Origin of the sequence: Streptomyces sp. ISL-94, from assembly GCF_018614075.1 — a bacterium.
GTDB lineage: Bacteria > Actinomycetota > Actinomycetes > Streptomycetales > Streptomycetaceae > Streptomyces.
Map to the genome: position 1 here is coordinate 53,060 of NZ_JAGGOZ010000028.1, position 22,499 is coordinate 75,558.

General features: G+C 70.9%; 22 protein-coding genes and 2 pseudogenes. 10 read left to right on the forward strand and 14 right to left on the reverse strand.

The genetic code is table 11. From position 1 onward, the window contains the following. Positions 1-41: 41 nt before the first annotated feature. The 7 genes and pseudogenes from J7E94_RS11020 to J7E94_RS11050 form a co-directional block, all read right to left on the reverse strand. Complete coding sequence (locus J7E94_RS11020) at positions 42-698, reverse strand: hypothetical protein (protein ID WP_214947303.1); 657 nt, start codon at positions 696-698, stop codon at positions 42-44. A 651-nt stretch (positions 699-1,349) separates the two neighbouring features. Continuing rightward, positions 1,350-1,964 (reverse strand): response regulator transcription factor, encoded by a 615-nt coding sequence (locus J7E94_RS11025; protein WP_215014495.1) that lies wholly within the window; start codon positions 1,962-1,964, stop codon positions 1,350-1,352. 29 nt (positions 1,965-1,993) lie between these two features. Next, positions 1,994-2,941 (reverse strand): histidine kinase, encoded by a 948-nt coding sequence (locus tag J7E94_RS11030; RefSeq protein ID WP_215014496.1) that lies wholly within the window; start codon positions 2,939-2,941, stop codon positions 1,994-1,996. A 344-nt stretch (positions 2,942-3,285) separates the two neighbouring features. After that, on the reverse strand, positions 3,286-4,113 hold the full coding sequence (locus J7E94_RS11035; RefSeq protein WP_215014497.1) for an ABC transporter permease: 828 nt from the start codon (positions 4,111-4,113) through the stop codon (positions 3,286-3,288). Further along, entirely contained in the window at positions 4,110-5,084 is a 975-nt protein-coding gene (locus J7E94_RS11040) for an ABC transporter ATP-binding protein (protein ID WP_215014499.1), read from the reverse strand. The genes J7E94_RS11035 and J7E94_RS11040 overlap by 4 nt, the downstream gene beginning before the upstream one ends. Positions 5,085-5,515: 431 nt before the next feature. Continuing rightward, the gene (locus J7E94_RS11045) at positions 5,516-6,226 is read right to left on the reverse strand and encodes a response regulator transcription factor (protein WP_215014501.1); all 711 of its coding nucleotides are present in this window, start codon (positions 6,224-6,226) and stop codon (positions 5,516-5,518) included. Between the two features lies 1 nt (position 6,227). After that, positions 6,228-6,677: pseudogene (locus J7E94_RS11050) on the reverse strand (sensor histidine kinase); the annotation flags it as partial. 97 nt (positions 6,678-6,774) lie between these two features. On the opposite strand from J7E94_RS11050, the gene J7E94_RS11055 reads away from it, so the two are divergent. Beyond that, positions 6,775-7,509 (forward strand): thioesterase II family protein, encoded by a 735-nt coding sequence (locus J7E94_RS11055; protein WP_215014503.1) that lies wholly within the window; start codon positions 6,775-6,777, stop codon positions 7,507-7,509. On the opposite strand, the gene J7E94_RS11060 is transcribed toward J7E94_RS11055, so the two are convergent. Then, positions 7,475-8,851 (reverse strand): class II 3-deoxy-7-phosphoheptulonate synthase, encoded by a 1,377-nt coding sequence (locus J7E94_RS11060; RefSeq protein ID WP_215014505.1) that lies wholly within the window; start codon positions 8,849-8,851, stop codon positions 7,475-7,477. The two genes, J7E94_RS11055 and J7E94_RS11060, sit on opposite strands and share 35 nt — an antisense overlap. 155 nt (positions 8,852-9,006) lie before the next feature. Here J7E94_RS11060 and J7E94_RS11065 point away from each other — a divergent pair, with 155 nt between their 5' ends. After that, complete coding sequence (locus tag J7E94_RS11065; protein ID WP_215014508.1) at positions 9,007-10,575, forward strand: anthranilate synthase component I family protein; 1,569 nt, start codon at positions 9,007-9,009, stop codon at positions 10,573-10,575. Then, positions 10,572-11,159 carry an aminodeoxychorismate/anthranilate synthase component II gene (locus J7E94_RS11070; protein ID WP_215014510.1) on the forward strand — a complete coding sequence of 196 codons (588 nt, stop codon included), beginning with the start codon at positions 10,572-10,574 and terminating at the stop codon, positions 11,157-11,159. The genes J7E94_RS11065 and J7E94_RS11070 overlap by 4 nt, the downstream gene beginning before the upstream one ends. A gap of 183 nt (positions 11,160-11,342) precedes the next feature. On the opposite strand, the gene J7E94_RS11075 is transcribed toward J7E94_RS11070, so the two are convergent. Next, positions 11,343-12,560 carry a PLP-dependent aminotransferase family protein gene (locus J7E94_RS11075; RefSeq protein WP_251056474.1) on the reverse strand — a complete coding sequence of 406 codons (1,218 nt, stop codon included), beginning with the start codon at positions 12,558-12,560 and terminating at the stop codon, positions 11,343-11,345. Positions 12,561-12,694: 134 nt separating this feature from the next. On the opposite strand from J7E94_RS11075, the gene trpD reads away from it, so the two are divergent. Then, on the forward strand, positions 12,695-13,777 hold the full coding sequence (gene trpD, locus J7E94_RS11080; RefSeq protein WP_308344872.1) for an anthranilate phosphoribosyltransferase: 1,083 nt from the start codon (positions 12,695-12,697) through the stop codon (positions 13,775-13,777). Here the strand turns inward: trpD and J7E94_RS11085 are convergent. The 4 genes from J7E94_RS11085 to J7E94_RS11100 are packed head-to-tail and all read right to left on the reverse strand — an operon-like array spanning position 13,707 to position 17,301. Further along, positions 13,707-14,561: a TauD/TfdA family dioxygenase gene (locus J7E94_RS11085; RefSeq protein ID WP_215014512.1), complete on the reverse strand. Its 855-nt coding sequence runs from the start codon at positions 14,559-14,561 to the stop codon at positions 13,707-13,709. The two genes, trpD and J7E94_RS11085, sit on opposite strands and share 71 nt — an antisense overlap. A 1-nt stretch (position 14,562) precedes the next feature. After that, positions 14,563-15,882 (reverse strand): cytochrome P450, encoded by a 1,320-nt coding sequence (locus J7E94_RS11090; protein ID WP_215014514.1) that lies wholly within the window; start codon positions 15,880-15,882, stop codon positions 14,563-14,565. 19 nt (positions 15,883-15,901) lie between these two features. Further along, entirely contained in the window at positions 15,902-16,777 is an 876-nt protein-coding gene (locus tag J7E94_RS11095; RefSeq protein ID WP_215014517.1) for an ABC transporter permease, read from the reverse strand. Next, the gene (locus tag J7E94_RS11100; RefSeq protein ID WP_215014519.1) at positions 16,774-17,301 is read right to left on the reverse strand and encodes a hypothetical protein; all 528 of its coding nucleotides are present in this window, start codon (positions 17,299-17,301) and stop codon (positions 16,774-16,776) included. The genes J7E94_RS11095 and J7E94_RS11100 overlap by 4 nt, the downstream gene beginning before the upstream one ends. 7 nt (positions 17,302-17,308) lie before the next feature. Between J7E94_RS11100 and J7E94_RS11105 the strand changes: the two genes are divergently transcribed. From J7E94_RS11105 to J7E94_RS11125, 6 genes and pseudogenes are all read left to right on the forward strand, one after another. Beyond that, positions 17,309-17,464, forward strand: coding sequence for a hypothetical protein (locus J7E94_RS11105; RefSeq protein WP_215014521.1), 156 nt, complete (start codon positions 17,309-17,311; stop codon positions 17,462-17,464). Between the two features lie 8 nt (positions 17,465-17,472). After that, complete coding sequence (locus J7E94_RS34395) at positions 17,473-17,790, forward strand: response regulator (RefSeq protein WP_308344875.1); 318 nt, start codon at positions 17,473-17,475, stop codon at positions 17,788-17,790. A 146-nt stretch (positions 17,791-17,936) separates the two neighbouring features. Next, positions 17,937-18,050, forward strand: a pseudogene (locus tag J7E94_RS35640) (sigma factor-like helix-turn-helix DNA-binding protein); the annotation flags it as partial. A gap of 129 nt (positions 18,051-18,179) precedes the next feature. After that, positions 18,180-19,658 carry a DUF2252 domain-containing protein gene (locus J7E94_RS11115; protein WP_251056494.1) on the forward strand — a complete coding sequence of 493 codons (1,479 nt, stop codon included), beginning with the start codon at positions 18,180-18,182 and terminating at the stop codon, positions 19,656-19,658. Positions 19,659-19,826: 168 nt separating this feature from the next. Continuing rightward, a complete protein-coding gene (locus J7E94_RS11120) occupies positions 19,827-20,648 on the forward strand; it encodes a J domain-containing protein (protein ID WP_215014579.1) in 822 nt (273 codons plus the stop codon). A gap of 308 nt (positions 20,649-20,956) precedes the next feature. Further along, positions 20,957-21,301 carry a rhodanese-like domain-containing protein gene (locus J7E94_RS11125; RefSeq protein ID WP_215014523.1) on the forward strand — a complete coding sequence of 115 codons (345 nt, stop codon included), beginning with the start codon at positions 20,957-20,959 and terminating at the stop codon, positions 21,299-21,301. A 6-nt stretch (positions 21,302-21,307) separates the two neighbouring features. On the opposite strand, the gene J7E94_RS11130 is transcribed toward J7E94_RS11125, so the two are convergent. After that, positions 21,308-22,450: an acyl-CoA dehydrogenase family protein gene (locus J7E94_RS11130; protein ID WP_215014525.1), complete on the reverse strand. Its 1,143-nt coding sequence runs from the start codon at positions 22,448-22,450 to the stop codon at positions 21,308-21,310. Positions 22,451-22,499 lie beyond the last annotated feature (49 nt).

The window sequence follows — 22,499 nt, forward strand, 5'->3', positions numbered from 1 at the left end:
GAGATCCCCGGCCGACATCGGTTCAATGGATGTGGTCATGTTCAGGAACCCGTCATCCTTTCGCCGCTGCGAACAGCCGCACGGTTGATCAGTTGTGCGGCCTTCGAAGGCTCATCGGCCGAAAAGTAGATCCGGCTAGCCATCACGGTGCCCCCCTTCCGGAACTTCACCGGAATGGCGTGCGTCAAGTCGAGGATGAGGGTGGTGGCGCTACTGACAGAGCAGGCCACCGCGTCGCTTTCGTCCAGCACGCGGCGCAGCCCGTGGCTCGTGACGGCGCCGTGCGCATGACGCACAGTGCTCACCTTGGCGAGCGGGATGGTCAGCTCCCGCAGGGGCCCGGTGCGCACGCGGAGAGTTGATTCGTTGATCAGGTGGGGGGTGCGAGCGGTCATCGCACAGAAGCCGAGCGACAGCACCAGAACACCCACGACCCAGAGGAGGTGAAGCGGTCGGAACGCCGGCGGGACCATCCCGTCGACCACCACGCCGGTGATGAGATCAACCACAGTGATGGCCCAGACCATCATGCGGACGTCTGAAGAGTGGGGAATCGACTGGTGCCCTGCGGGTTCGGTCAGTGGCCTGCGGGCGGACCAGTCGATCAGGGCGCGGATCATGTCCTTGAACCATCCCCATACCGTTCTCCGCATCACCACCTCGGCTTGAGGTGGCGTACGGCCGTTTTCATCAGTCATTGAGAGTCCTCCCGAGTAAGAAACCTGAGGCGAGACAACTGCTGGCCACGACGGTCATCACCGCTTCCGGCTTCCGTCGAATGAGCCCGGTCACTCCCGCCACTCCGGCCAGCGCGGCGAGTGTGGGCAAGGCCACCGCAAAGTGGCCCCCAAGGCGCCAACCCGCCCGCTGGGGCATGGGTGTATGGCCGGTTCCCGCCTCTGCAGAACAGCCAGGTTCCTGGGGTGACTGACGTTCGATGCCAGATGTGCTGGTCTTGGACAACGACGCCTCGGTCTCTTGCCAGTACTGAGACCAGAAGGCGGTGTCACCATTGCACGCGTTCACATAGGCCAAAGTCACCTCCAAGCTTGGAAGGTTGACCCCGCGAGCCGCTTCCGAAAGTGACGTTCCCGAGTAGTTGGCCAGGCTGGATAGTGCTCTGTAGGACGGACTTCCCGCGTGCTTCCTCAAGGTTCGCAAGTCATAAGCGAAGCGCTGCAGCGGGCCCTCCGCTGGATCTATGTGAGACTCCGGTCTTCCCATGGTCTTTCAACCCCCGTTGGAATTTTAGATCCGCACGTCAACGCCGGGATGCGGCGTAAGAGGGCGTGCGGATGTCGAATCTTCCAACAGTGATCATCTGTTTGTCTGCGGGGTCTGGCAACCCGTTAAATCCAGCCACGGTCTTGCGCTGATCTCGCTGCAGAATGTCGGTTCTCCGCCCCGAGTTTGTTGACAGCCGAGGAGATGTAGTTTCGAACAGTTCCCGCTGAGAGGCCGGCGCGTTCGGCGATCTCTGCGATCGACGAACCATCGGCTGCGAAGCTGAGTACGTCCGCTTCGCGAGGGGTCAGCGGACTGTTCCCTGCGCTGATCGCGTCAGCCGCAATCTCCGACGCGATGTAGCGCCTGCCAGCGTGAACCGTGCGGATGATGTCAGCCAGATCGGATGCGGAAACGGTTTTGGGTAGGAACCCGCGGACGCCTGCCTCCAGTGCACGCTTGAGGTGGCCGGGTCGGCCGAAACTGGTCACGATCATTGTGCGGCAAGTCGGCACATCAATGCGGAGCGACTGTGCGACGGCGAGACCGTCGAGACCCGGCATCTGCATATCGAGGACGGCGACATCGGGCCGATGCTGCTGGCCCATGGCCACTGCTTCTGGCCCCGTCGATGCCTCGGCCACCACGATGAGATCGTCATCGAGTCCCAACAATGTGGCCAAGGCGCCGCGAATGAGGTGCTCGTCATCAGCGAGCAGAACCCGAATCTGATTCTTCATGATGATCCCACCCTGAGCCGGTTCGGAACCTAGACGTTCTTCTTACGTGAGGTCTTCGGGAGATGAACGGAAAGAGTGAATCGGCCATTGGCCGTCTCTGCCGTTTGCAGACTGCCACCGAGGGTGTCCAGCCGTTCGCGCAGGCCGACAAGACCGGCCCTGCTGAAGTCGGGCATCGCAGTCTTGTCCACGCCGTCATTCTCAACCATGAGCGTGACCGTTTCGCCCGATGAGGAAAATCGTATGCTGCAGACCTTCGCGTCACTGTGCCGAAGTGCATTTGTGGTTCCTTCGCGAACCACCCAAGCAAGTGCCATCTGAGTTTCCTGATCGAGGTCGCCTTGAGATTCGATCTCGACTTCGATAAGGCAATCTATGCCCGCAGCTCGCAGGACTGCGCGCGCGCCCTCCAGTTCGGTATTAAGGTTCATGTTCCGATATCCCCGGATCACGGCCCGCATCTCGTCCTGGGAGTCTCGGGCAATGAGTTGGATTTCCGCCATTTGTGCAGCCGCCGATGGCTTGCCCATTTTGGTCAGAGCCGCGGCCAGTTCGCTCTTCAGGGCGATCACTGTAAGGTTGCGACCCAATACATCGTGCAGATCCCGGGCGAATCTGAGCCGTTCCTCGGCAACCGCCAGCTGAGCCTGAATTTCCCGGGTGCGTCGGAGCTCACGTACGACACCCAGAGCCCATGCCGAAAATCGGTAGGTAACGCCGAATGCCAAGACACCCAAAAGAGTGTCCAGGGCAGCGTTCGCCACGAACCCGCGAGGAACGTTCATCCCATTGGCAACTATCACAAGGCAAACCGACAACGCCAGAAGCAGGGCCAGCGATTCCTTGACAGGCCACGCAATCATGAGTGGGCCGGCAAAGAAGACGATCGCGCCGGCCACCAGCAGTTCAGCAGTGCCCGAACCGACATACGAGTGCAGTGTCAGCATGCCGACAGCCGCCGCCAGGCTCGTAGCCACGGCGGATCCCACCCAGGGCCAATCCCACGCGCGGTGCGACGCGCCGTCTCTGAGTCCCACGCGAAGCAGACCCAGGCATAGGGCTGTGTGCAGGACTCCGCCGGTCACAACCGGCCAGATCACCTTCGCTCCCGGCGACAAGGGAGCGGTTGTGAGCCAAATTGTGACGAGCACCGGCTCAAGGAGTGACAGAAGATAGAGCGACAGGCGCGTATAGAGCTCGAACCGCTCTGGGCCACTGTGGTGATATCGACTCCTTAGCTCCCGGCCCGTATGGTCCCTTCCTAGTGACCGCAAGGGCCTTGACCACCTCGTGTCAAGCCTCCGGCTTGAGGCGTCCAAGGTCATTTGCGTGATTCCCAGCGAAACCAGCGTCGGGCAGCCCACACCGCTGCGGCCGTCCACAGCACGGCGCCGCCGATCTGGGGAAGCGCCATGCTCCACACACCGGTCCCCGTTTGACTGCTGGTACCGGCGCCCACAACACCGAGCCATCCGATGCGTACCATCTCCATGGACGGTGTCAGCGGCAGCAGGCGGCACACATCTGCCAGCCACGCGGGCATGGCGGCGAGGGGGAATACCAGCCCGGAGCCGGCCATGGATGCCAGGAGGACCGGCATCGTGGTCAATTGGGCCATCTCCACCGTCCGGGTCAGGACCGAGGAGCAGGCTGCGAGCGCTGCCGCCAGCACTGTCCCCGAAAGCACGCCGATCAGCAGTACGACGGCGTTCGCCGGGACCGGTAGGTCCAGGACGGTGATCCCGATGCCGATTACCACCGCACATTGTCCCAATGCCAGTCCTGCGGCGGGTAAAGCCGTTCCCGCCAAGATCTCGCCATCGGTGAGCTCACCGGTTTGCAGGCGCTTGAGCACCATCCCCTCGCGGCGGGCAACGTACGCGTTGACCAAGGTGGAGTAGACGACGAAGAGGAACACCATGCCGATCGTGCCCGTTGCGAGCACTCCTCCGGCTTGAACGGTCTCGTGTTGGCCCACGTTGAACGACGACGGGGTGGCGGAATGTAAGAGCCACAACGACCCGAGCGGCAGTACTAGTGCGGCAACAAGCGCACTCCTGTTCCGCGCCAACATGATCATTTCCGCTTGGACCAGGGCCGTCATGCGGGCACCCCTGCCAACGAATGCAGCATGCATGGGGTTGGTCATGAGTGACTCTCCGCAAGATCGGTCCTCGATGCAGAGGTCAAGGTCAGGAATGCCTGCTCCAGTGACGCGGACCTTGCGTCCAACCGCGCCAGGGTGATTTGGCCGTCATCAGCCCAGGAGAGGAGCCGATTCAAGGCGGCCTGAAGGCTCGTCGTGTGGACAGTGATTATCGGCCCGGTCGTCTCACGGTGGGTCGTACCAGGAAGCGGCGGCAGACTCTCGGAGTCCCAGCCGTGCGGAAGCTCGAAGCGGATGCGAGAAGGATGGGCGGCAATCACCTCCGCCGGCGTTCCTCCGGCGACAACCCGACCGTGTTGCATGATCGCCAGACGGTCGGCGAGTTCCTCAGCTTCTTCCAGGTAGTGCGTGGTCAGCAGCACGGTTGTATGTTCCTCCCGCAGCTGCCTCACAACTCGCCATGTGTCCCGACGCCCCTCAGGATCCATCCCGGTCGTGGGCTCGTCGAGGAACAGCACCTCCGGCCGTCCAATCACCGCCAGCCCGAGATCCAGCCGCCTCGCCTCCCCGCCGGACAACTGCTTGACACGGACCCCACTCCGGTCTGTCAATCCGACCAAGTCGAGGACCTCGGACACCGCGCGCGCGCCAGAACTGCACTGAGCCCAGAAACGCGTGACCTCGGCCACGGTCAGTTCTCCGGGGAAGCCTCCGGATTGAAGCATCACCCCAGTCCGCGCGCGAACCCTAGTGCGCTCGGTGAACGGGTCATGCCCAAGGACCCGTACCCGCCCGGCAGAGGGTCGTGCCAGCCCTTCTAGTAGCTCGACAGTCGAGGTCTTCCCGGCTCCGTTGGTCCCAAGGAGCGCGAAGACCTCTCCTCTCTGTACCTGCAGGGTTACGCCACGAACGGCCTCGTACGCAGACCTGCTGCCCGCCCCGTACGTCCTGCGCGCATCACGCGCGTCGATGATGACGTTGTCGTCTTGCTCTGTTGGGCGGTGAGATCGCATGGTTCCAGTGTTCCGAGGCAGCCCAAGGCAGGGCAGTACCAGACGTAATCGATCTTTGTTGGAAACGCACTGCTGGGCCATGACATTTGTCATGGCCGACGGCGTGGCGTGCTACCAGCGTCTGTGCGCGGGCACCGATGTGAGGGACGGCATTCGGCGGGAAACGATCTACATCAGCGTGGGAAGCGCAGGTCAGGGATGGGGCTGGCGTTGCTGGTCAAGGGGTTTCGTCGGTGCTCCACATCGACGAATCGGTCGTCACCGCGCAAGCGGTGGCGGCCGATTCGGCATGTCCGCTTCTCCGTTGCCCTCTCGGCCTCCGCCTGCGGCGGGCGCGGTGCCGCGGTGTGACGCGTATCCCTTCCGGTGCCCGCGTCCCCGGTGAACGGGCGGGTCCGTGACGGGCAGTGGAAGGGGGCGGAGGAATCCGTTCAGTCGCGTTCCGGGCGGACCAGCAGGCCGCGTTCCATGGCGGTCACCACGGCGTGGGTGCGGTCGCTCACGTCCAGCTTGGCGAAGACCCGCAGCAGGTGGGTCTTGACGGTGGCCTCGGCGATGACGAGGCGCTTGCCGATGTCCGCGTTCGACAGGCCGTCCGCCACGGCGCTCAGCACGTCCAGCTCGCGGGCGGTCAGCGCCACCGGGGCGGGGCGGCGCATCTTGGCCACGAGCCGCTCCGCGACCCGCGGGGCCAGCACCGTCTCGCCGCGCGCCGCCGAGCGGATGGCGGCCACGAGCTGTTCGCGGGTGGTGTCCTTCAGCAGGTAGCCGACGGCGCCCGCTTCGACGGCCCGTTCGATCTCCACGTCGGTGTCGTACGTGGTGAGGATGAGGACTCGCGTCGGGGCCGGGCCGGCCGTGATCTCGGCGGTGGCCGCGACCCCGTCCATGACCGGCATCCGCAGGTCGACGAGGGCCACGTCGGGGCGCAGGGAATCGACGAGCGCGACGGCCTCCTGCCCGTTGTCGGCCTCGCCGACGATGGCGATGGACGGCTCCGGGGCGAGGAGGGCGACGACGCCGGCGCGCATCACCGTGTGGTCGTCCACCACGATGACCCTGATCCGGCCGTCCTTTCCGGTGCCGTCTCCCGCGCCTGCCCCGGTGCCGTCCGAGGCGCCGTCGGGTGTCGTCGTCTTCATCTCAGGGCTGTCCGTTCGTGTGGATCGTGGCGAGGATGCGGGTGCCGTCCCCGGGCGAGCTGGTCACCGTGAGGTCGCCGTCGATCTCGGCGAGCCGCTTGCGCATGCCGTCGAGGCCGAAACCGCGGGACTCCGCGACGACGAAGCCGTTCCCGTCGTCGGTGATCTCCAGCTCGATGGCGTGCGGGTGCTGGGTGAGGACCACGCCGACCGTGGTGGCGGCGGCGTGCTTGCGCACGTTGGCCAGCGACTCCTGGGTGCAGCGCAGCAGGGCGATGCGGGTCTGCTGGTCGCACGAGACGTCCGCCGGCAGGTCCGCCTCGACGGTCAGGCCGGTGTCCTGCGTGAACCGGTCCAGGGTCCGCCGCAGGGTGACCGCGACCGAGCCGGGGGCCAGGCCGCTCTGCGGGGCGGAGCCCACCAGCACCCGGGCCTCGGCGAAGTGGGTCCTGCGGTACGTCAGCGCGCCGTCAGCGCGAGGCACGACCATCGCGCCGTCGGAGATGTGCGGACACCGTGGTACGGCCGCGGGGGCAGGGGTGGCAGAGATGGTGTGGACACAGGTGGTCGAGGCGCGGCCGTTCGCGGCGCAGCGGGTGGTGTGCTTCCCGCACGCGGGCGGGTCCCCCTACTTCTTCCGGGCCTGGGCCAGGGGGCTCGACGCGTACGAGGTCCACGCGGTCTGCTACCCGGGGCGCGCGGAGCGGTTCTCGGAGGACTGCGCGGAGCAACTGGTGCCGATGGCACGGGGGATCGCCGTCGAGCTGCTGGCGTCGGGGGACGAGCGGCCGGCCGCGTTCTTCGGGCACAGCATGGGCGCGATGGTCGCGTACGAGGTGGTCCGGGCGCTGGAGGAGGCCGGCTCGGGCGTGGGGCACCTGTTCGCGTCGGGGGCACGGGCGCCGCACCTGATGGCGGGGGACCCGGTGGCCGCGGCCGCGTGGGACGCGGAGTCGATCGGCCGGACCCTGGTGGAACTGGGCGGCACGGATCCGGAGCTGCTGGACAACCAGGCCTTCGTGGACCTGGTGATGCCGTACATCGGGGCGGACTTCCGGATGCTCGCGGCCTACGAGGGGCAGCCGCGCCCGCCGCTGCACTGCCCGGTCACCGCCGTCGTCGGGGAGTCGGACCCCCGGGTGACCCTCGCGCAGAGTGCCGCGTGGCGGGAGTCGACCCGGGGGCCGTCGCGGGCGCTGACCGTGCCCGGCGAGCACTTCTACCTCGCCGGGCAGCCGCCGTTCGGGATCATCGAAGAGGCGCTCCGGGCCCGCCAGGGGTGACCGGCCCGTGCTCGCGGTACATCTCCGCGAGCCGGAAGGCCAGGTCGAGGGACTGGGTGTGGTTGAGACGGGGGTCGCAGGCCGTCTCGTAGCGGTGCGGCAGGTCCTCGGGCCGGACAGTGTTGCCGCCTCCTGTGCATTCGGTGACGTCGTCGCCGGTCAGCTCGATGTGGATGCCGCCGGGGTGGGTGCCCAGCGACCGGTGGACCTCGACGAAGCCCCGCACCTCGTCGAGCACGGTGTCGAAGGAGCGGGTCTTGTGTCCGCTCGGCGCGGTGACGGTGTTGCCGTGCATGGGGTCGCTGACCCAGCAGGGCAGCGCGCCCTCGGCGGCGACCTTCTCCACCAGGGTGGGCAGTACGTCGCGGATCCGGTCGGCGCCCGCCCGGACGACGAAGGTCAGCCGGCCGGGCTCGCGGTCCGGGTCGAGGCGGTCGAGGAGGGCGAGGACGGTGTCGGCGGTGGTGGCCGGCCCCAGCTTCACGGCGATCGGGTTGTCGATCCGTGAGAAGAACTCCACGTGGGCGCCGTCCGGATCGCGGGTCCGCTCGCCGATCCACAGCAGGTGGCCGCTGGCGGCGTAGGTGCGGCCGGTGTCCGGTTCGGTGCGGGTGAGGGCAGCCTCGTAGTCGAGGAGCAGCCCTTCGTGGCCGACGAAGAACTCGGCGGTGCCCAGTTCGCGGGTGTCCACGCCGCACGCGTGCATGAAGGCCAGCGTGCGGTCGATCTCGTCGGCCAGGGCCTCGTAGCGCTCGCCGGTGTCGGAGCCGGCGACGAAGCCCCGGTTCCAGGCGTGCACCTGGTGCAGGTCGGCGAAGCCGCCGGTGGTCAGGGCGCGGATCAGGTTCAGGGTGCGGGCCGACGCCTCGTACATGGCGCGCAGCCGCTGCGGGTCGGGGACGCGGGAGGCGGCGGTGAACTCCAGGCCGTTGACGGCGTCACCGCGGTAGGAGGGCAGGGTCACGTCCCCGCGCTCCTCGTACGGGCTGGAGCGGGGCTTGGCGTACTGGCCCGCCATCCGCCCCACCTTGACCACCGGCAGCGCGGTGGCGTGGGAGAGCACGACGGCCATCTGGAGCAGGGTCTTCAGCTTGCCGCGGATGGAGTCGGTGGTGACCTGGGCGAAGGTCTCGGCGCAGTCGCCGCCCTGGAGGAGGATGGCCTCGCCGCGGGCGACCGCCGCCATCTTGAGGCGCAGCTGGTCGCACTCGGCGCCGAAGACCAGCGGGGGCGCGGCGGCCAGGTGGCCGGTGACGGCGCGCAGGGCGCCCGGGTCGGGCCAGTCGGGTTGCTGGGCGGCCGGGAAATTCCGCCAGGACGCACTGCTCTCGGTTTCTCTCATGGCTTCAGTTACCCATTGCTTCCGAAGAATGGTCAAGCGTTTTGGAAATGGACCGCATCGGGGCTCCGGAATTGGTCTGGCGGTGGGGCGGAAAAAATTGCTTCACTCCTTTCCGACGGAAAGTCGAATGACTTCGGGAGTTCACCTTGTGGGATATGGGCGTTTCACTTGACGGGGGCGGTGCGGGGGTCGAGGTGCGGGTCGGCGCCCAGGAAATGGCGCCGCACGCCCCGCTGGACCTGTACGGGGCGCTGCGCGCCGTGCTCCCGGCCGAGGAGGTGTTCCTCTTCGAGAGCCTGGAGGGGGCCCCGGCGGACCGCCGCTCCGCGGTCGTCGGTTTCGGCCGGCTCGCCGAGATCCGGGTCCACGCGGACCGGATCGAGGTGGACGGCGGCACGGCGGAGCTCAAGCGGGCGCTGGCGGGCGCGGTCGAGGCGGCCGGCCTGGTCACGGACGGCCCGGCCGCCGGCTGCCCGGTGGCCCACCACCCGCTCCCCGACGGCCCGTACGTCTTCCGCTTCACCCGGTCCGAGCAGATCTGGGACGCGCTCGCCCGGGCGCAGGGGCTGTTCTCGGTGACGACCGCACTCCCCGGCGACGGGTACGCCTTCGGGTTCCTGACCTCGCTGGCGTACGAGTCGTCCTGGCACATGGAGGAGCTGCCGGAGCGGACCGGAGGGGACGGCGGACGCCCTGACATCGCGCTCACGCTCTTCCGGGACACCGTCTGGTACGGCGTCACGGACGGCCGGGTGCGCCGGCTGCACGCCGACAGCCCGGCCTTCGCCGGCCTGCCCGAGCTGCCGGAACCACGCGACCTGCCCGGCTTCCCGGACGGGCCGGAGGCGGGAACGGCCGCGGCGGCCGGAGTTCCGCAGGCGCCCGCCCCGCGCTCGGTGCGCGACAGCGTCGACCGGGAGACGTTCCTGGGCTGGGCGGCGCGCTGCCTGGAGCACATCGGCGTCGGCGACGTCTACCAGATCCAGATCGGCCACCGCGTCGACGTCGAGACCGACCTGGCGCCGGTCGACGTCTACCGCCGGCTGCGCGGCCGCAACCCGTCCCCGTACATGTACCTGGTGCCGCAGGCCGGCCGGACCCTGATCGGGGCCAGCCCGGAGCTGTTCTTCCGGATCGAGGACGGCGGGATCGTCATGCGGCCGATCGCCGGGACCGCCCGCCGGGGCCCCGACGAGGAGGTCAACCGGCGGCGCGTCAAGGAGATGCGCGAGAGCGTCAAGGAGCAGGCCGAGCACATCATGCTGGTCGACCTCTGCCGCAACGACATCGGCCGGGTCTCCGTGCCCAGCACCCAGCCGGTGGACCGGCTGATGGAGGTGGAGACCTACTCCCACGTGTTCCACCTGGTGTCGAGCGTCTCCGGGCGGCTGGCCCCGGGGGTCGGCGTCTGGGACGCGGTCCGGGCCACCTTCCCGGCCGGGACCATGTCGGGGGCGCCCAAGGTCCGCGCTATGGAGATCATCGACGGCCTGGAACGGGAGCGCCGCGGCGCCTACGCCGGCGCGGTCGGCCTGGTCGACGTCCGCGGATGGAGCGAGCTCGCGCTGTGCATCCGCACGATCGAGTACGACGGCCGCACGTACTCGACGCAGAGCTCGGCGGGCATGGTGGCCCAGTCCGAGCCGGAGTCCGAGTGGCAGGAGACGCTGGCCAAGATGGGGGCCGCCTACTGGGCGCTCACCGGTGAGGAGCTGCTGCCGTGAAGGTGCTGCTGATCGACGCGTACGACAGTTTCGTCCACATCATCGACCAGTACCTGCGGGTGCTGGGGGCGGACACCGAGGTGGTCCGGTCGCGGACCCGGACCCCGGAGCAGCTGGCCGGGCTGGAGCCCGACGCGGTGGTGCTCGGGCCGGGCCCCGGGCACCCGGCGGAGTCCGGGCACGTGGAGCTGGTGCACGAGTTCGCGGGCCGGGTCCCGCTGCTGGGGGTGTGCCTGGGCCACCAGGCCATCGGGCTGGCGTACGGCGGCCGGATCGAGGTCGCCGGACAGGTGATGCACGGGCGGACCAGCACCGTCCGGCACGACGGCGAGGGACTCTTCGCGGGGCTGGGCCACAGCCTGGAGGCCACCCGCTACCACTCGCTGCTGGTCGCCGACCCGCTGCCGGAGCCCCTGGTGACCACGGCGGTGGCCGCCGACCACGGCTACGTGATGGGGCTGCGGCACCGCACGCTGCCGGTGGAGGGGGTGCAGTTCCACCCGGAGTCCATCATGACCAGCGGGGGGCTGGCCATGATGGAGAACTTCCTGGCGATGCGGGCCGGCGCGCCCACGTCCCCCTGAGCGCCGCCGCCAGCTCCCGTACGGCCTGCTGCGCGCCGGACCTCGGCAGATGGGCGTGCCCGACCACCAGGGCGGGCGCCCCCTCGCCGGGCCGCGCGTGGTGGGAGGCCGCACCGCTGACCAGCACGGAGCGGCGCAGCGCCCCGGCCACCAGCGCCGACTCGTCGGTGTGCCGGGGCAGCGTCACGTACGCGTGCAGTCCGGCGGCCGCCCCGTCACGGCGGCTCCCGGCAGGTGCCGGTGCACGGCCTCCAGCAGTGCGTCGTGGCGGGAGCGGCACAGGGCGCCCAGCCGCCGCAGGTGCCGGTCGTACGCGCCGCCGTGCAGGAATTCGGCGAACGCCAGCTGGGTGAGCACGTCGGTGCCGAGGTCCTGGCGGGCCCGGGCCCGCTGGAGCCGGTCCAGCAGCGGGGCGGGGGCGGCCAGCCAGCCGAGGCACAGCCCGGGGGCCATCGATTTGCTGGCGGTCCCCGCGTACACAACGTGGTCGGGAGCGAGCCGCTGGAGTGCCAGCGGCCGGCCGGCTCCCCGCTCGTACCACAGGCCGCGGTCGTAGTCGTCCTCGATGATCAGGCCGTCCACCTCGTGCGCCCACCGCACCAGCGCCTCGCGGCGCCGTGCGGAGAGGGTGGCCCCGGTGGGGAACTGGTGCGCGGGGGTGACCAGGACGGCGCGGGCGCCGGAGGCGGCGAGCGCGCCGACGTCGAGGCCCTCCCCGTCCACCGGCAGCGGTACGGGCCGCAGGCCGCTCTCGTGGACGAAGCGGCGCTGGCCGGGGTGTCCGGGGTTCTCGATGGCGAGGGCGGTGATGCGCAGCTGAGGGAGCACGGCGGTCAGCAGGCCCAGCGCCTGGGCGAACCCCGCGGTCACCATGACCTGTGCGGGCGTGCTGCGCACCCCGCACATACGGCCCAGGTAGCGGGCGAGTTCGAGGCGCAGCCGGGGGTCCCCGGCGAGCGGCGGGTAGTCCAGGGCGGACGGGTCGGCGGTGTTCAGGGCCCGCTGGTAGGAGGCGAGCCATTCGCGGCGGGGGAAGCCGGGGACGTTCCCCCCGCCGGGGCGCAGGTCCCAGCGGACGGCGGGGTCCCGGCGGCCGGCGTGCCCGTCGTCCAGCAGGGAGGCCACGGGCGGTGCGGGTGCGGCGGGGTCGAGGTGGCGCACGACCTGGGTGCCGGCGCCCTGCACGGCCTCCAGGTAGCCCTCGGCGATCAGCTGTCCGTACGCCTCCACCACCACGCTGCGGGAGACGCCGAGGTCGTCCGCGAGCCGGCGGCTGGAGGGCAGCCGGGTGCCCGGGTGCAGGACTCCCTCGGTCACTTCCTTCTTGATGAATCGCTGGATCTGCGAGGTCAGCGGAATTTCGGATTCCCTGACGAGTGTGACCGCGGCGTGCAGCGCCATTGAATTTCTCCTTCGGTGTCTTCCGAATTGGACTGTGCGCGGCTCCCGGCAGTGGTCTGGAAAGCAGCCCGCATGTTTCCCACACTGGGTGGCGGACCGTTTCCCGTTGCTCTTCATCGCTCGAGGAGATATTCGTGACTGCCTGGCCGGAATTGCTGGACGCGTTGCTGGACCGCCGGGACCTCTCCGCGCGGGAGACCGAGTGGGCGATGGACCGGGTGATGTCCGGCGAGGCCGGGCCGGTCCGGCTCGCCGGGTTGCTGACGGCCCTGCGGGCCAAGGGGGAGACCGCGCAGGAGGTGGAGGGGCTGGTGCGCGGGATGCGCCGCCACGCGGTGCCGCTGTCGGTGCCCGGCCCCGCGCTCGACATCGTCGGCACGGGCGGCGACGGCTCGCACAGCGTGAACGTCTCCACCATCTCCGCGGTGGTGGCCGCGGGGGCCGGTGCCCGGGTCGTCAAGCACGGGAACCGGTCCGCCTCGTCCGCCTGCGGTTCGGCCGACGTGCTGGAGGAGCTCGGGGTGGCCCTGGACCTGCCCGCGGCGGAGGTCGCGGACGTCGCGGTCGAGACCGGCATCACCTTCTGTTTCGCCCAGGTGTTTCACCCGGCCATGCGGTACGCCGCCGGCCCCCGCCGCGAACTGGGCGTCCGTACGGTCTTCAACGCCCTGGGCCCGCTGACCAATCCGGCCGATCCGGCCGCGCAGGCGGTGGGGGTCGCCGACGCGCGGCTGGCGCCGCTGATCGCCGAGGTGTTGGACCGGCGAGGGGTGTCCGCGCTGGTCTTCCGCGGTGACGACGGCATGGACGAGCTGACGGTCACCACCACCTCCACCGTGTGGTCGGCCACCGGGTCCGGCGTGCGGGCGGAGACCTTCGATCCACGGGACATCGGGATCCCCTACGCGCCGGCCGACGCGCTGCGCGGCGGCGACCGGGTCCACAACGCGCGGGTGGCCCGCGAGGTGCTGGCCGGCGCCCGTGGGCCGGTCCGGGACGCGGTCCTGCTGTCGGCGGCGGCCGGGCTGGCGGCCCTGTCCCCCGACGGGCGGCCGGTCGCCGCGCGGCTGGCCGACGGGGTGGCGCGGGCCGCCGAGGCGGTGGACTCCGGGGCGGCGGCCGCCGTGCTGGAGCGCTGGGTGGCCGTCACGGGAAAGCGCTGCCGGGAGAACCGGGCAGCCGCGGGAACCGGACGCCTTGCGGCCGCGGTGCGTTGAGCCTGCGGCCCGCCGCCACCAGCGCGGCCACCGCCTCCCGGTGGTGGCCGCTGGTGACGAGGGCCTCGCCCACGAGGATCGCGTCGGCGCCGACCTCGTCGTCCGGCAGGTTGGACGGGTGCCACTGGTCGGCCTGGTTGAACCAGGTGTCGGTGCCCGTCCGCGGGTTGTGCCGGATGCCGGGACGGTGCTGGGCGACCCGCAGGCCGCCGTCGGCGGTCCAGACGTACTCGGCCTCCGAGTCCTCCAGGAACCGCTCGACCACCGCCTTGTCCTCGGTCTCGAAGGTGGCCTGCCAGGACTTGCCGAGCCCGAAGCCCCCGTGCAGGTGCTGCCGGTAGACGACTCCCGAGGCGAACCGGTCCCGTACGTCCGGCGGCAGCGAGGCCAGCAGCGCGCCGCCGTCACAGACCGGGGTGGCGCCGCCGGTCTCGGGCGCCGTCAGGCAGCCGAAGAACAGCCGGGTGGGCCAGGACCGGGCGTACGACATCTCGTTGTGGAGGGAGATGTCGAACCGGGCCGGGTACTCGGTCGAGGTGAACACCCCGTCGGAGACGGCCGCCCGGGGGGTGTTCCCGCCCCGGTAGCTGTCGATGAGGGAGTCGCCGAAGAGGGTCACGGCGGCGTGGAAGGCGTCCGCGTCGGTGAGTCCGAGGCCTCGTACGAGGACGGCGCCGTGCTCCGCCAGGAGCTCCTCGGCCCGGGTGCGGACCCCGGCGGACTGGGTGTCGGCGTACAGGACGGCCAGGGTGGTGCCGCCGGCCGTGCGTGTCTCGTGTCGCATGTCAGTGGGTCTCCTTGCCGGTCTGGCGCGGCGTCGCAGGTGCCGGTGCCTCCTGTGCCGCCGCCCGGGCGGTGAACGCGACGGGCAGGGCGCTGTAGGCCCGGACGAAGTTGGAGTAGAGGCGCTGGGGCGGGCCCAGCAGGGTGATGTCGTCGACCATGTCGCGGACGGCTTCGACCATCGCCTTCACGTGCACCCGGCCCAGGAACGCGCCGAGGCAGAAGTGCGGTCCATGGCCGAACACCACGTGCTTGTTGGGGCTGCGGCCGGCGTCGAAGCGCTGCGGGTCGGTGAAGGCCTGCTCGTCGAAGTTGGCCGAGGTGTTCCAGAGGGTGACGATGTCGCCCGCCCGGACGACCTTGTCGCGCAGCGGTACGTCGACCAGCGCACGGCGTCCGAAGTGCATCGCCGGGGTCGTCCAGCGCAGGATCTCCTCGGTCGCCGCATCCGCCGACACCTCGCCGGACTTGAGCCGGCGCCACTGCTCGGGATGCTCGGCGAGGGCGATCAGCCCGCCGATGAGGGAGGTCCGGGTGGACTCGTCGCCGCCGAGGATCAGGCTGTAGGTGTTGAAGACGATCTCGTCCTCGGTGAGCGGCTTGCCGTCGACGGTCGCCGCGGCGAGGACGCTGAGGACGTCCTCGCCCGGGTTCCGGCGCCGCTCGGCCGCCAGCTCGCCCATGTACATGATGATCTCGTTGCGGGCCATGAGGGACTGGAACTCGTCGTCCCCGGAGCCGTGCCGCGCCAGGGTCTGCGTGTTCCACTCCACCAGCCGCGGGCGGTCGGCGTGCGGGATGTCGAGCAGGTCGCCCATGGTCTGGATCGGGATGTGGTCGACGACGTCGGCGACGAAGTCCACCCGGTCCGCCGCGACCGCCCGGCCGAGCAGTTCGCGCGTGTGGGTGTGGACCCCGGCGACGACCGGCTCGAGGACGCGCGGCGCGAACGACTTGAGCATCACGTTGCGGATCTCGCGGTGCCGGACGCCGTCGGTGACGGCGAGCATCTTGCGGGAGGCGGAGTCCTCGCCCTGGAGCAGGGTGGTGAGGACGTTGCCCTTCTCGGAGGTGAAGCGCTTGTTGTCCCGGTAGACGGCCACGGCGTCGGCGTACGTGGAGAGCACCCAGAAGCCGGGGGTGCGCGGCCCGGCTGGGTGCCAGTGCACCGGGCTCTCGGCGCGGAACCGGCGCCACATGGCGTGCGGGTCGACGTCCAGGAAGGTCTGCGGGTCGGTGAGGTCGAGGGCGGTGAGGTCGAAGCCGGCGGGGCCGGGGCGGTCGGGGCCGGTGGCCGGGGCCACGTCCTGGGTCACGGTCATGGTGTGGGTCCTCGGGTCTTCAGCTGGTCGTCGTACGGAAGCGGCGCAGGCTCACGACGGTGCAGGTCACGAAGGTCACGGTCAGGGTGACCGTGACGACCAGGAGCGGATGGGTGCCCGCGAAGCCGGTGCTGGGCGTGTCCGGGTTCCCCCACAGGTCGCGGCAGGACGCGATGACGGCGGTGACCGGATTCCACTCGGCGAGCGGTCGCAGGGCCGCCGGCATGGTCTGCGGCGAGAGGAACGCGCTGGACAGGAAGGGCAGGACGACCACGATGAACGGGGCCACCACGCTGATCGTCTCGACGCTGCGCAGGGTCAGCGCGAGCAGCACGCCGAGCCACAGCATCGCGTAGATGAAGACCGCGATGAGGGCGAAGCCCGCCAGGGTGGGCACCAGCCCGGTGTGCGAACGCCAGCCCAGGGCGAGGCCGATCACGACGGTGGTGCCCAGCCCGCCCATGCCCACGAGCCAGTCCGCTGCGGTGTGCCCGATCGGTATCGAGGCCCGGTTGATGGGGAGGGAGCGGAACCGGTCGACCAGCCCGCCCTGGAGGTCCAGGGCGAGGGAGACGGCCGTGGGTCCGACGCAGGCCAGGCCGACCTGGACGGCTCCGCCGGCGAAGACGTACTCGACGTAGTCGCCGCCCTGGGGCAGGTGGATCGAGTTGCGGAACAGGTAGCCGAGCATGATCAGCGAGAGCATCGGGTTGAGGACGATGCCGATCGAGCGCCCGGGGGCGCGCCGCATCCGGCGCAGCCGGCGGCCGATGACGGCACCGGCCTCGGTGAGCAGGGTCCGCAGGCCCGCCGGCCGGGCCGCCGCGGGCTGCGGCCTCCCGGTCGCGGCGGTCTTGTCCGGTTCGGCCGCGGGACGCGGCAGGGTGGTCGTCATGACCGGCCACCGGCCTTCCACGTGTCGAGGGCGGTCCGCAGGGCCGGACCGATGGCGGTCAGCGGCTCCGGGTTCAGCATGTCGTCGTGCGCGCAGTCGATGCGGTGGACCCGCACGGAGCCGGTCATGAACTCCTTCCACAGGACGTCCTTGTCGGTCACCTCGCCCCAGGGCGAGTGCTCGGCCAGGAACAGTTCGACCGCTCCGCCGTACTCCCCCGGCTCGTAGCGGGTGTTCAGGATCTGGTGGCGGCCCATCAGGTCCACCACCCGGCCGAGGCGCTCCCGGCCCATCCGGGCCAGCGGGCTGCCGTCCCGGCGCAGGGTCTCGTACAGGTCGTCCGGCACGAGCCGGCGTCCTGCGAACTCGTCGCGGTGGTGGCCGATGCCCTCCATCAGCCAGCCCAGCCGGACCTGTTCGTCCCGCTCGTCGACCGCGTCGGGGGCGCAGTTCGACGAGGTGACGGTGGGCGAGTCCGAGGCGGCGGTGCGCGACCGGCTGCCGGGCGGGGACAGCATCCTCACGGCGGGGGTGGACCGCGAGGGCCCCCAGCGGCCGGAGGGCACGGTGTGTCTGGCGCTGCTGTCGTCGGAGGACTCGCCGGATCTGAGCACGGATACGGTTTTCCGGTTCTGCTTCAAGGACGGCAAGCTCGTGGACAAACAGGCGTACGAGGTCAAGCAGTAGGAGCGCGGGTGACAGCCAAGGTGATCCGAGTGGTGATCGCTGACGGCGAGCCGCTGATCCGGGCCGGGATCAGGATGATCCTGACCTCGGCGCAGGACATCGAGGCCGTCGCGGAGGCGGCGAACGGCAGGGAGGCCGTGGAACTGGCCCGCGCGCACGCGCCCGAGGTGGTGCTGCTGGACATCCATGCCGGTGATGGACGGGCTGACCGCGCTGGGGGAGCTGGGGCGCGCCGTTCCGGAGGTGCGGGCGCTGATCCTGACCACCTTCGGCGAGAAGGAGAACGTCCTGCGGGCGCTGGGGCAGGGCGGCGCGGGCTCTGCTGAAGGACTCGGCGTCCGGCGAGCTGATCGGCGCCGTCCGGGCCGCCGCGGCCGGGGACGCGTACCTCTCGCCTGCGGCGACCCGGCACGTGGTGGACCAGCTGGCCTCGGGGAAGGCCGCCGTACGGGGCGAGGAGGCGCGGCGCCAGGTGGCGGAGCTGAGCGAGCGCGAGCGGGGGGCGCTGGCGCTGCTGGGGGAGGGGCTGTCCCCTGCGGACGCGGGCCGGCGGCTGCACATGAGCGAGGCGACCGTGAAGACGTATGTGAGCCGGATCCTGGCGAAGTTGGGCTGCGGGAACCGGGTGCAGGCGGCACTGCTGGCCAGGGACGCCGGGCTGTGGATACGGTCAGCCCGTTCCCAAGGCGATCACGTACGGGCAGGGGCGGCGCGGATGACGGCGGTAGCGGTGGCGGGGCAGCGGATACCGGTGGTGGCGGGGTTCGCGCCCAGGGCGGCGGCGGGCTCCGCTGCCGGGTCCGCGGCGGCTTTCACGGCGGCTTTCGCGGCGGGTGCCGCGCAGGCATCGCCGGAGGGTTCTCCGAGGGAGCGGGGCAAGGCGCTGCGCGGCCGCGTGCCGCGGTCGGCCCACGCCGCCTTCGAGGCGCCGGCCGGACGCCCGGACGCCGTGCGGGCGGTGGAGGAGTCCAATGCCGGACGGGTCCCCGAGCTGGCGCCGATACGGGTGGGCCGGATGGCCGCGAACCCCTTCGCCTTCCTGCGCGGGGCGGCCGGGCTGATGGCGCACGACCTGTCCGGCGGCCCGGTGACCGGGGTCGGCGCGCAGATCTGCGGGGACGCGCACGCGGCGAACTTCGGGCTGTACGGGGATGCGCGGGGCCGCCTCGTCATCGACCTGAACGACTTCGACGAGACGGTGTTCGGTCCGTGGGAGTGGGACGTGAAGCGGCTGGCGACCTCACTGGTCCTGGCCGGCCGGGTGGCAGGCGCGGACGAGGACACCTGCCGGGCGGCCGCGCTGGACGCGGTGGGCGCGTACCGGCGGACCATGCGGCTGCTGGCCAAGCTGCCCGCCCTCGACGCGTGGAACGCCATCGCGGACGAGGAGCTGGTCTCGCACACCGATGCCCGCGACCTGCTGGGCACGCTGGAGCGGGTCTCGGAGAAGGCCCGCAACAACACCTCCGCCCGGTTCGCGGCCAAGTCCACCGAGGCCGCGCCGGACGGCGGCCGCCGCTTCCTCGACGCGCTGCCGGTGCTGAGGCGGGTCGGGGACGGGGAGGCGGCGGCCGTGGCGGCCGCGCTGGGCCCGTACCTGGAGACCCTTCCGGGCGACCGTCTGCCGCTGCTGGCCCGGTACGCCATCCATGACGTGGCCTTCCGCGTGGTGGGCACCGGGAGCGTCGGAACCCGTTCGTACGTGGTACTGCTGCTGGACCACCGGGGTGAGCCGCTGGTGCTCCAGGTGAAGGAGGCGCGGCCGTCGGTGCTGCTGCCGTATCTGCCCGCGCTGGGCTTCCGCTCGCCGGCGGAGGAGCACGAGGGGCGGCGGGTGGTGGCCGGGCAGAAGCGGATGCAGGTGGTCTCGGACATCCTGCTGGGCTGGACCACGGTGGAGGGCCGGCCCTTCCAGGTGCGGCAGTTCCGCAACCGCAAGGGCAGCGTGGACCCGGCGGCGCTGGCCGTCGAGCAGATCGACGACTACGGCCGGATGACCGGGGCCCTGCTGGCCCGGGCGCACGCGCACAGTGCCGATCCGCGGCTGCTGGCGGGGTACTGCGGCAAGAACGAGGAGCTGGACGAGGCGATGGCCGCCTTCGCCGTGGCCTACGCCGACCGGACCGAGGCCGACCACGCCGATCTGGTGGCGGCGGTCCGGGGCGGCAGGATCGCCGCGGAGTCCGGGGTCTGACCGGTCGCTCGCGGGTCGTCTGCGGGTCGTCTGAGGGTCGCCTGCGGCGGGCTCGGCGGGGCCGGGGCCGGGCGATGTTCCACGTGAAACATCGCCCGGGCGGGCGGGCCGTAGGCTGGCCGGGTGAGCGAGCACACCGAGCAGCCTGAGACGAGCGAGCAGCCTGAGATGCCTGAGCAGACGGTTGTGGGTGATCCCGGCGGTGGGGAGCGTCCCGAAGCGCGTCTGGAGCGGGCCGTACGGGCCGCCGAGCAGGCGCTGATCGAGTTCGAGATCGCGGTGGAGACCTTCCGGGTCGAGGTGGAGAACTTCTCCCGCCTGCACCACCAGAAGCTCGGACCGATGTACTCGCGGCTCGACGAGCTGGACGCGCTGATCGCCGAGGCGAAGGCGGCGCGCACCGGGGATCCCGAGGACCTGCGGCGGGCGCGGGACGCGCGGTCCCTGGTCATGCCGATGCCCGGGGTGGAGGAGCTGTTCCACGACTGGCTGGACTCGGACGGGATGTCCGACGACGCGGCCGCGATGCTCACCGAGCGGTCCGTGCGGCCGCCGGAGCGGGTGCGGCCCACGGAAGAGGTACGCCGCCTGTACCGCGAGCTGGTCCGCCAGGCCCATCCGGACCTGGCGCAGGACGAGGCGGAGCGGGAGCGGCGGGACGCCTTCATCGCGCGGGTGAACGGGGCGTACGGGCGGGGCGACGAGCGGATGCTGCGCGAGCTGGCAGAGGAGTGGGCGGCCGGTCCGGTGCCGGAGGCGGCTGCGCCGAGCGAGAGCGAGGAGCTGTACGCCCGGCTGGAGTGGCTGGCGCAGCGCAAGGAGTTGCTGGCGCTGGTCGCGCGCGAGCTGGAGGACAGTGCGATCGGGTCGATGCTGCGGATGGCTCCGGACGATCCGGACCGGCTGCTGGAGGAGATCGCGGAGCAGTTGCTGGCACGGGTCGCCGAGCGGGAGGCCGAGCTGGCTGCCGAGGTCGCTGCCGCTGGGTGAGGGGTCTGTTCCGGGGTGCGGCGCCGCTGCACAAGCGGTCCCAGGCTGCGCCCAGGCTGCGCCCGGGCTTCCTGGGGCTCCGCCCCAGACCCTCCCCCAGACTCCGTCCGGGGCCCCCACGCCTCAAACGCCGGCGGGGCTGGATTTCGGCCCCCTGAGTGCACAGGTGCCGGTACAAGATCGGGGCTCCGCCCCGGACCCCGGGCCTCAAACGCCGGCGGGATTTCCCCCCGGCGAGGCTGAATTCGGGGCCTGGAGCTGAGGTTCGATAGGTTGGCGAGAGATCTGTGATGAGAGAAGGCGACGCTATGAACTTCGGACCGCTTCCCTCGGTGGACGCCGCCGCGGTGCCCTCCGAAGGCTTTGTCCTTGACGTCCGGGAGGACGACGAATGGGCTGCCGGGCATGTCGAGGGGGCTCTGCACATTCCGATGAGCGACTTCGTGGCCCGCTTCGGTGAGCTGACCGAGGCCGTCGAGGACGGTCGGCGGGTGCACGTGATGTGCCGGGTGGGCGGGCGTTCCGCGCAGGTCACTCAGTACCTGGTGCGCCAGGGCATCGACGCCGTGAACATCGACGGCGGGATGCAGGCGTGGGATGGCGCCGGGCGCCCGATGGTGACGGACAGCGGGAACCCGGCCTTCGTGCTGTAGGTCCCGTCAGGCGAGGGGGTGGGCGGCCAGCAGGTCGCCCAGGGCCTCCTCGTGCGCGGCGGCCGGGCCCAGCTGGAGTTCCAGTTGCTTGGCCCACGCGTGGTAGCGGTGCAGCGGGTAGTCGGTGTCGGCGCCGAAGCCGCCGTGCAGGTGCTGGGCGGTCTGCACGACCCGTCGTACGCCCTCCGAGGCCCAGATCTTGGCCACCGCCACGTCACCGGCGCTCGGCAGCGGGCCGCCGGCGCCGCCGGTGGCCGCGTCGAGCCGCCAGGCGGCCTGCCAGAGGGTGACCTCCATGGCACGCAGGTCGATGTACCGGTCGGCGGCCTGGACGGCGACGGCCTGGAACGTGGCCACCGGGAAGCCGAACTGCTCGCGCTTTGCGGTGTACTGGCTGGTCATGGTCAGGACGCTCTCGCCGAGGCCGAGTGCGAGGGCACAGGTCCCGATGGCCAGGAGCTGGCGCAGGTACTCCCACGCGCCGCGGTCCTCGATCAGGTGCGCTTCCGGCACCCGTACGCCGGAGAGGGTCAGTTCGGCGAGGCGCTCCCCGCTGGTGGAGTACTGGTCGGCGAGGACCAGGCCCTGCGCGGTGCGCGGCAGGAGGGCGAGGACGGCCTCGCCTTCTCCGGTGTGGGCCGGGACGGCGATCCAGTCGGCGTCGTGCGCCCAGGGGACCGCGGTCTGCACCCCGTCGAGGGTCCATCCGGCGCCGTCGCGGTGGGCGGTGACGGCGAGTTCGGCCGGGTCGTGGCCGGTGCGGCCGTGCGCGGCGGCGGTCAGGACGAGGCGGCCGCGCCCGGCGTCCGGCAGCAGGGCGGCGGCCAGTTCGGGGCTGCCGTGGGCCTGGACGGCCAAGGCGGTGGCGCCGTGCTCCAGCAGCGGTACCCGGGCGAGCACCTTGGCGGCCTCGCGCAGCACCAGGCACAGGGCGATGGCGTCCAGGCCTGCGCCGCCGTGCTCTTCGGCGAGGACCAGGCTCAGCAGGTCGGAGGCGGCGAGCTTGGCCCACAGCGGGCGGTCGAACTCGTCGGCGACGGCTCCGGGCGTGAGCGCGGGGCTGGGCACGCTGTCGGGCGCGACATCCGCGAACACGGCCCGGGCCGCCTCGACGACCGCCTGCTGCTCCTCGGTGAAGGTGAAGTCCACTGCCTGTCCTCCCGCGCGCGGTCACGTCTGACGGTGCGTCAAGATAGAA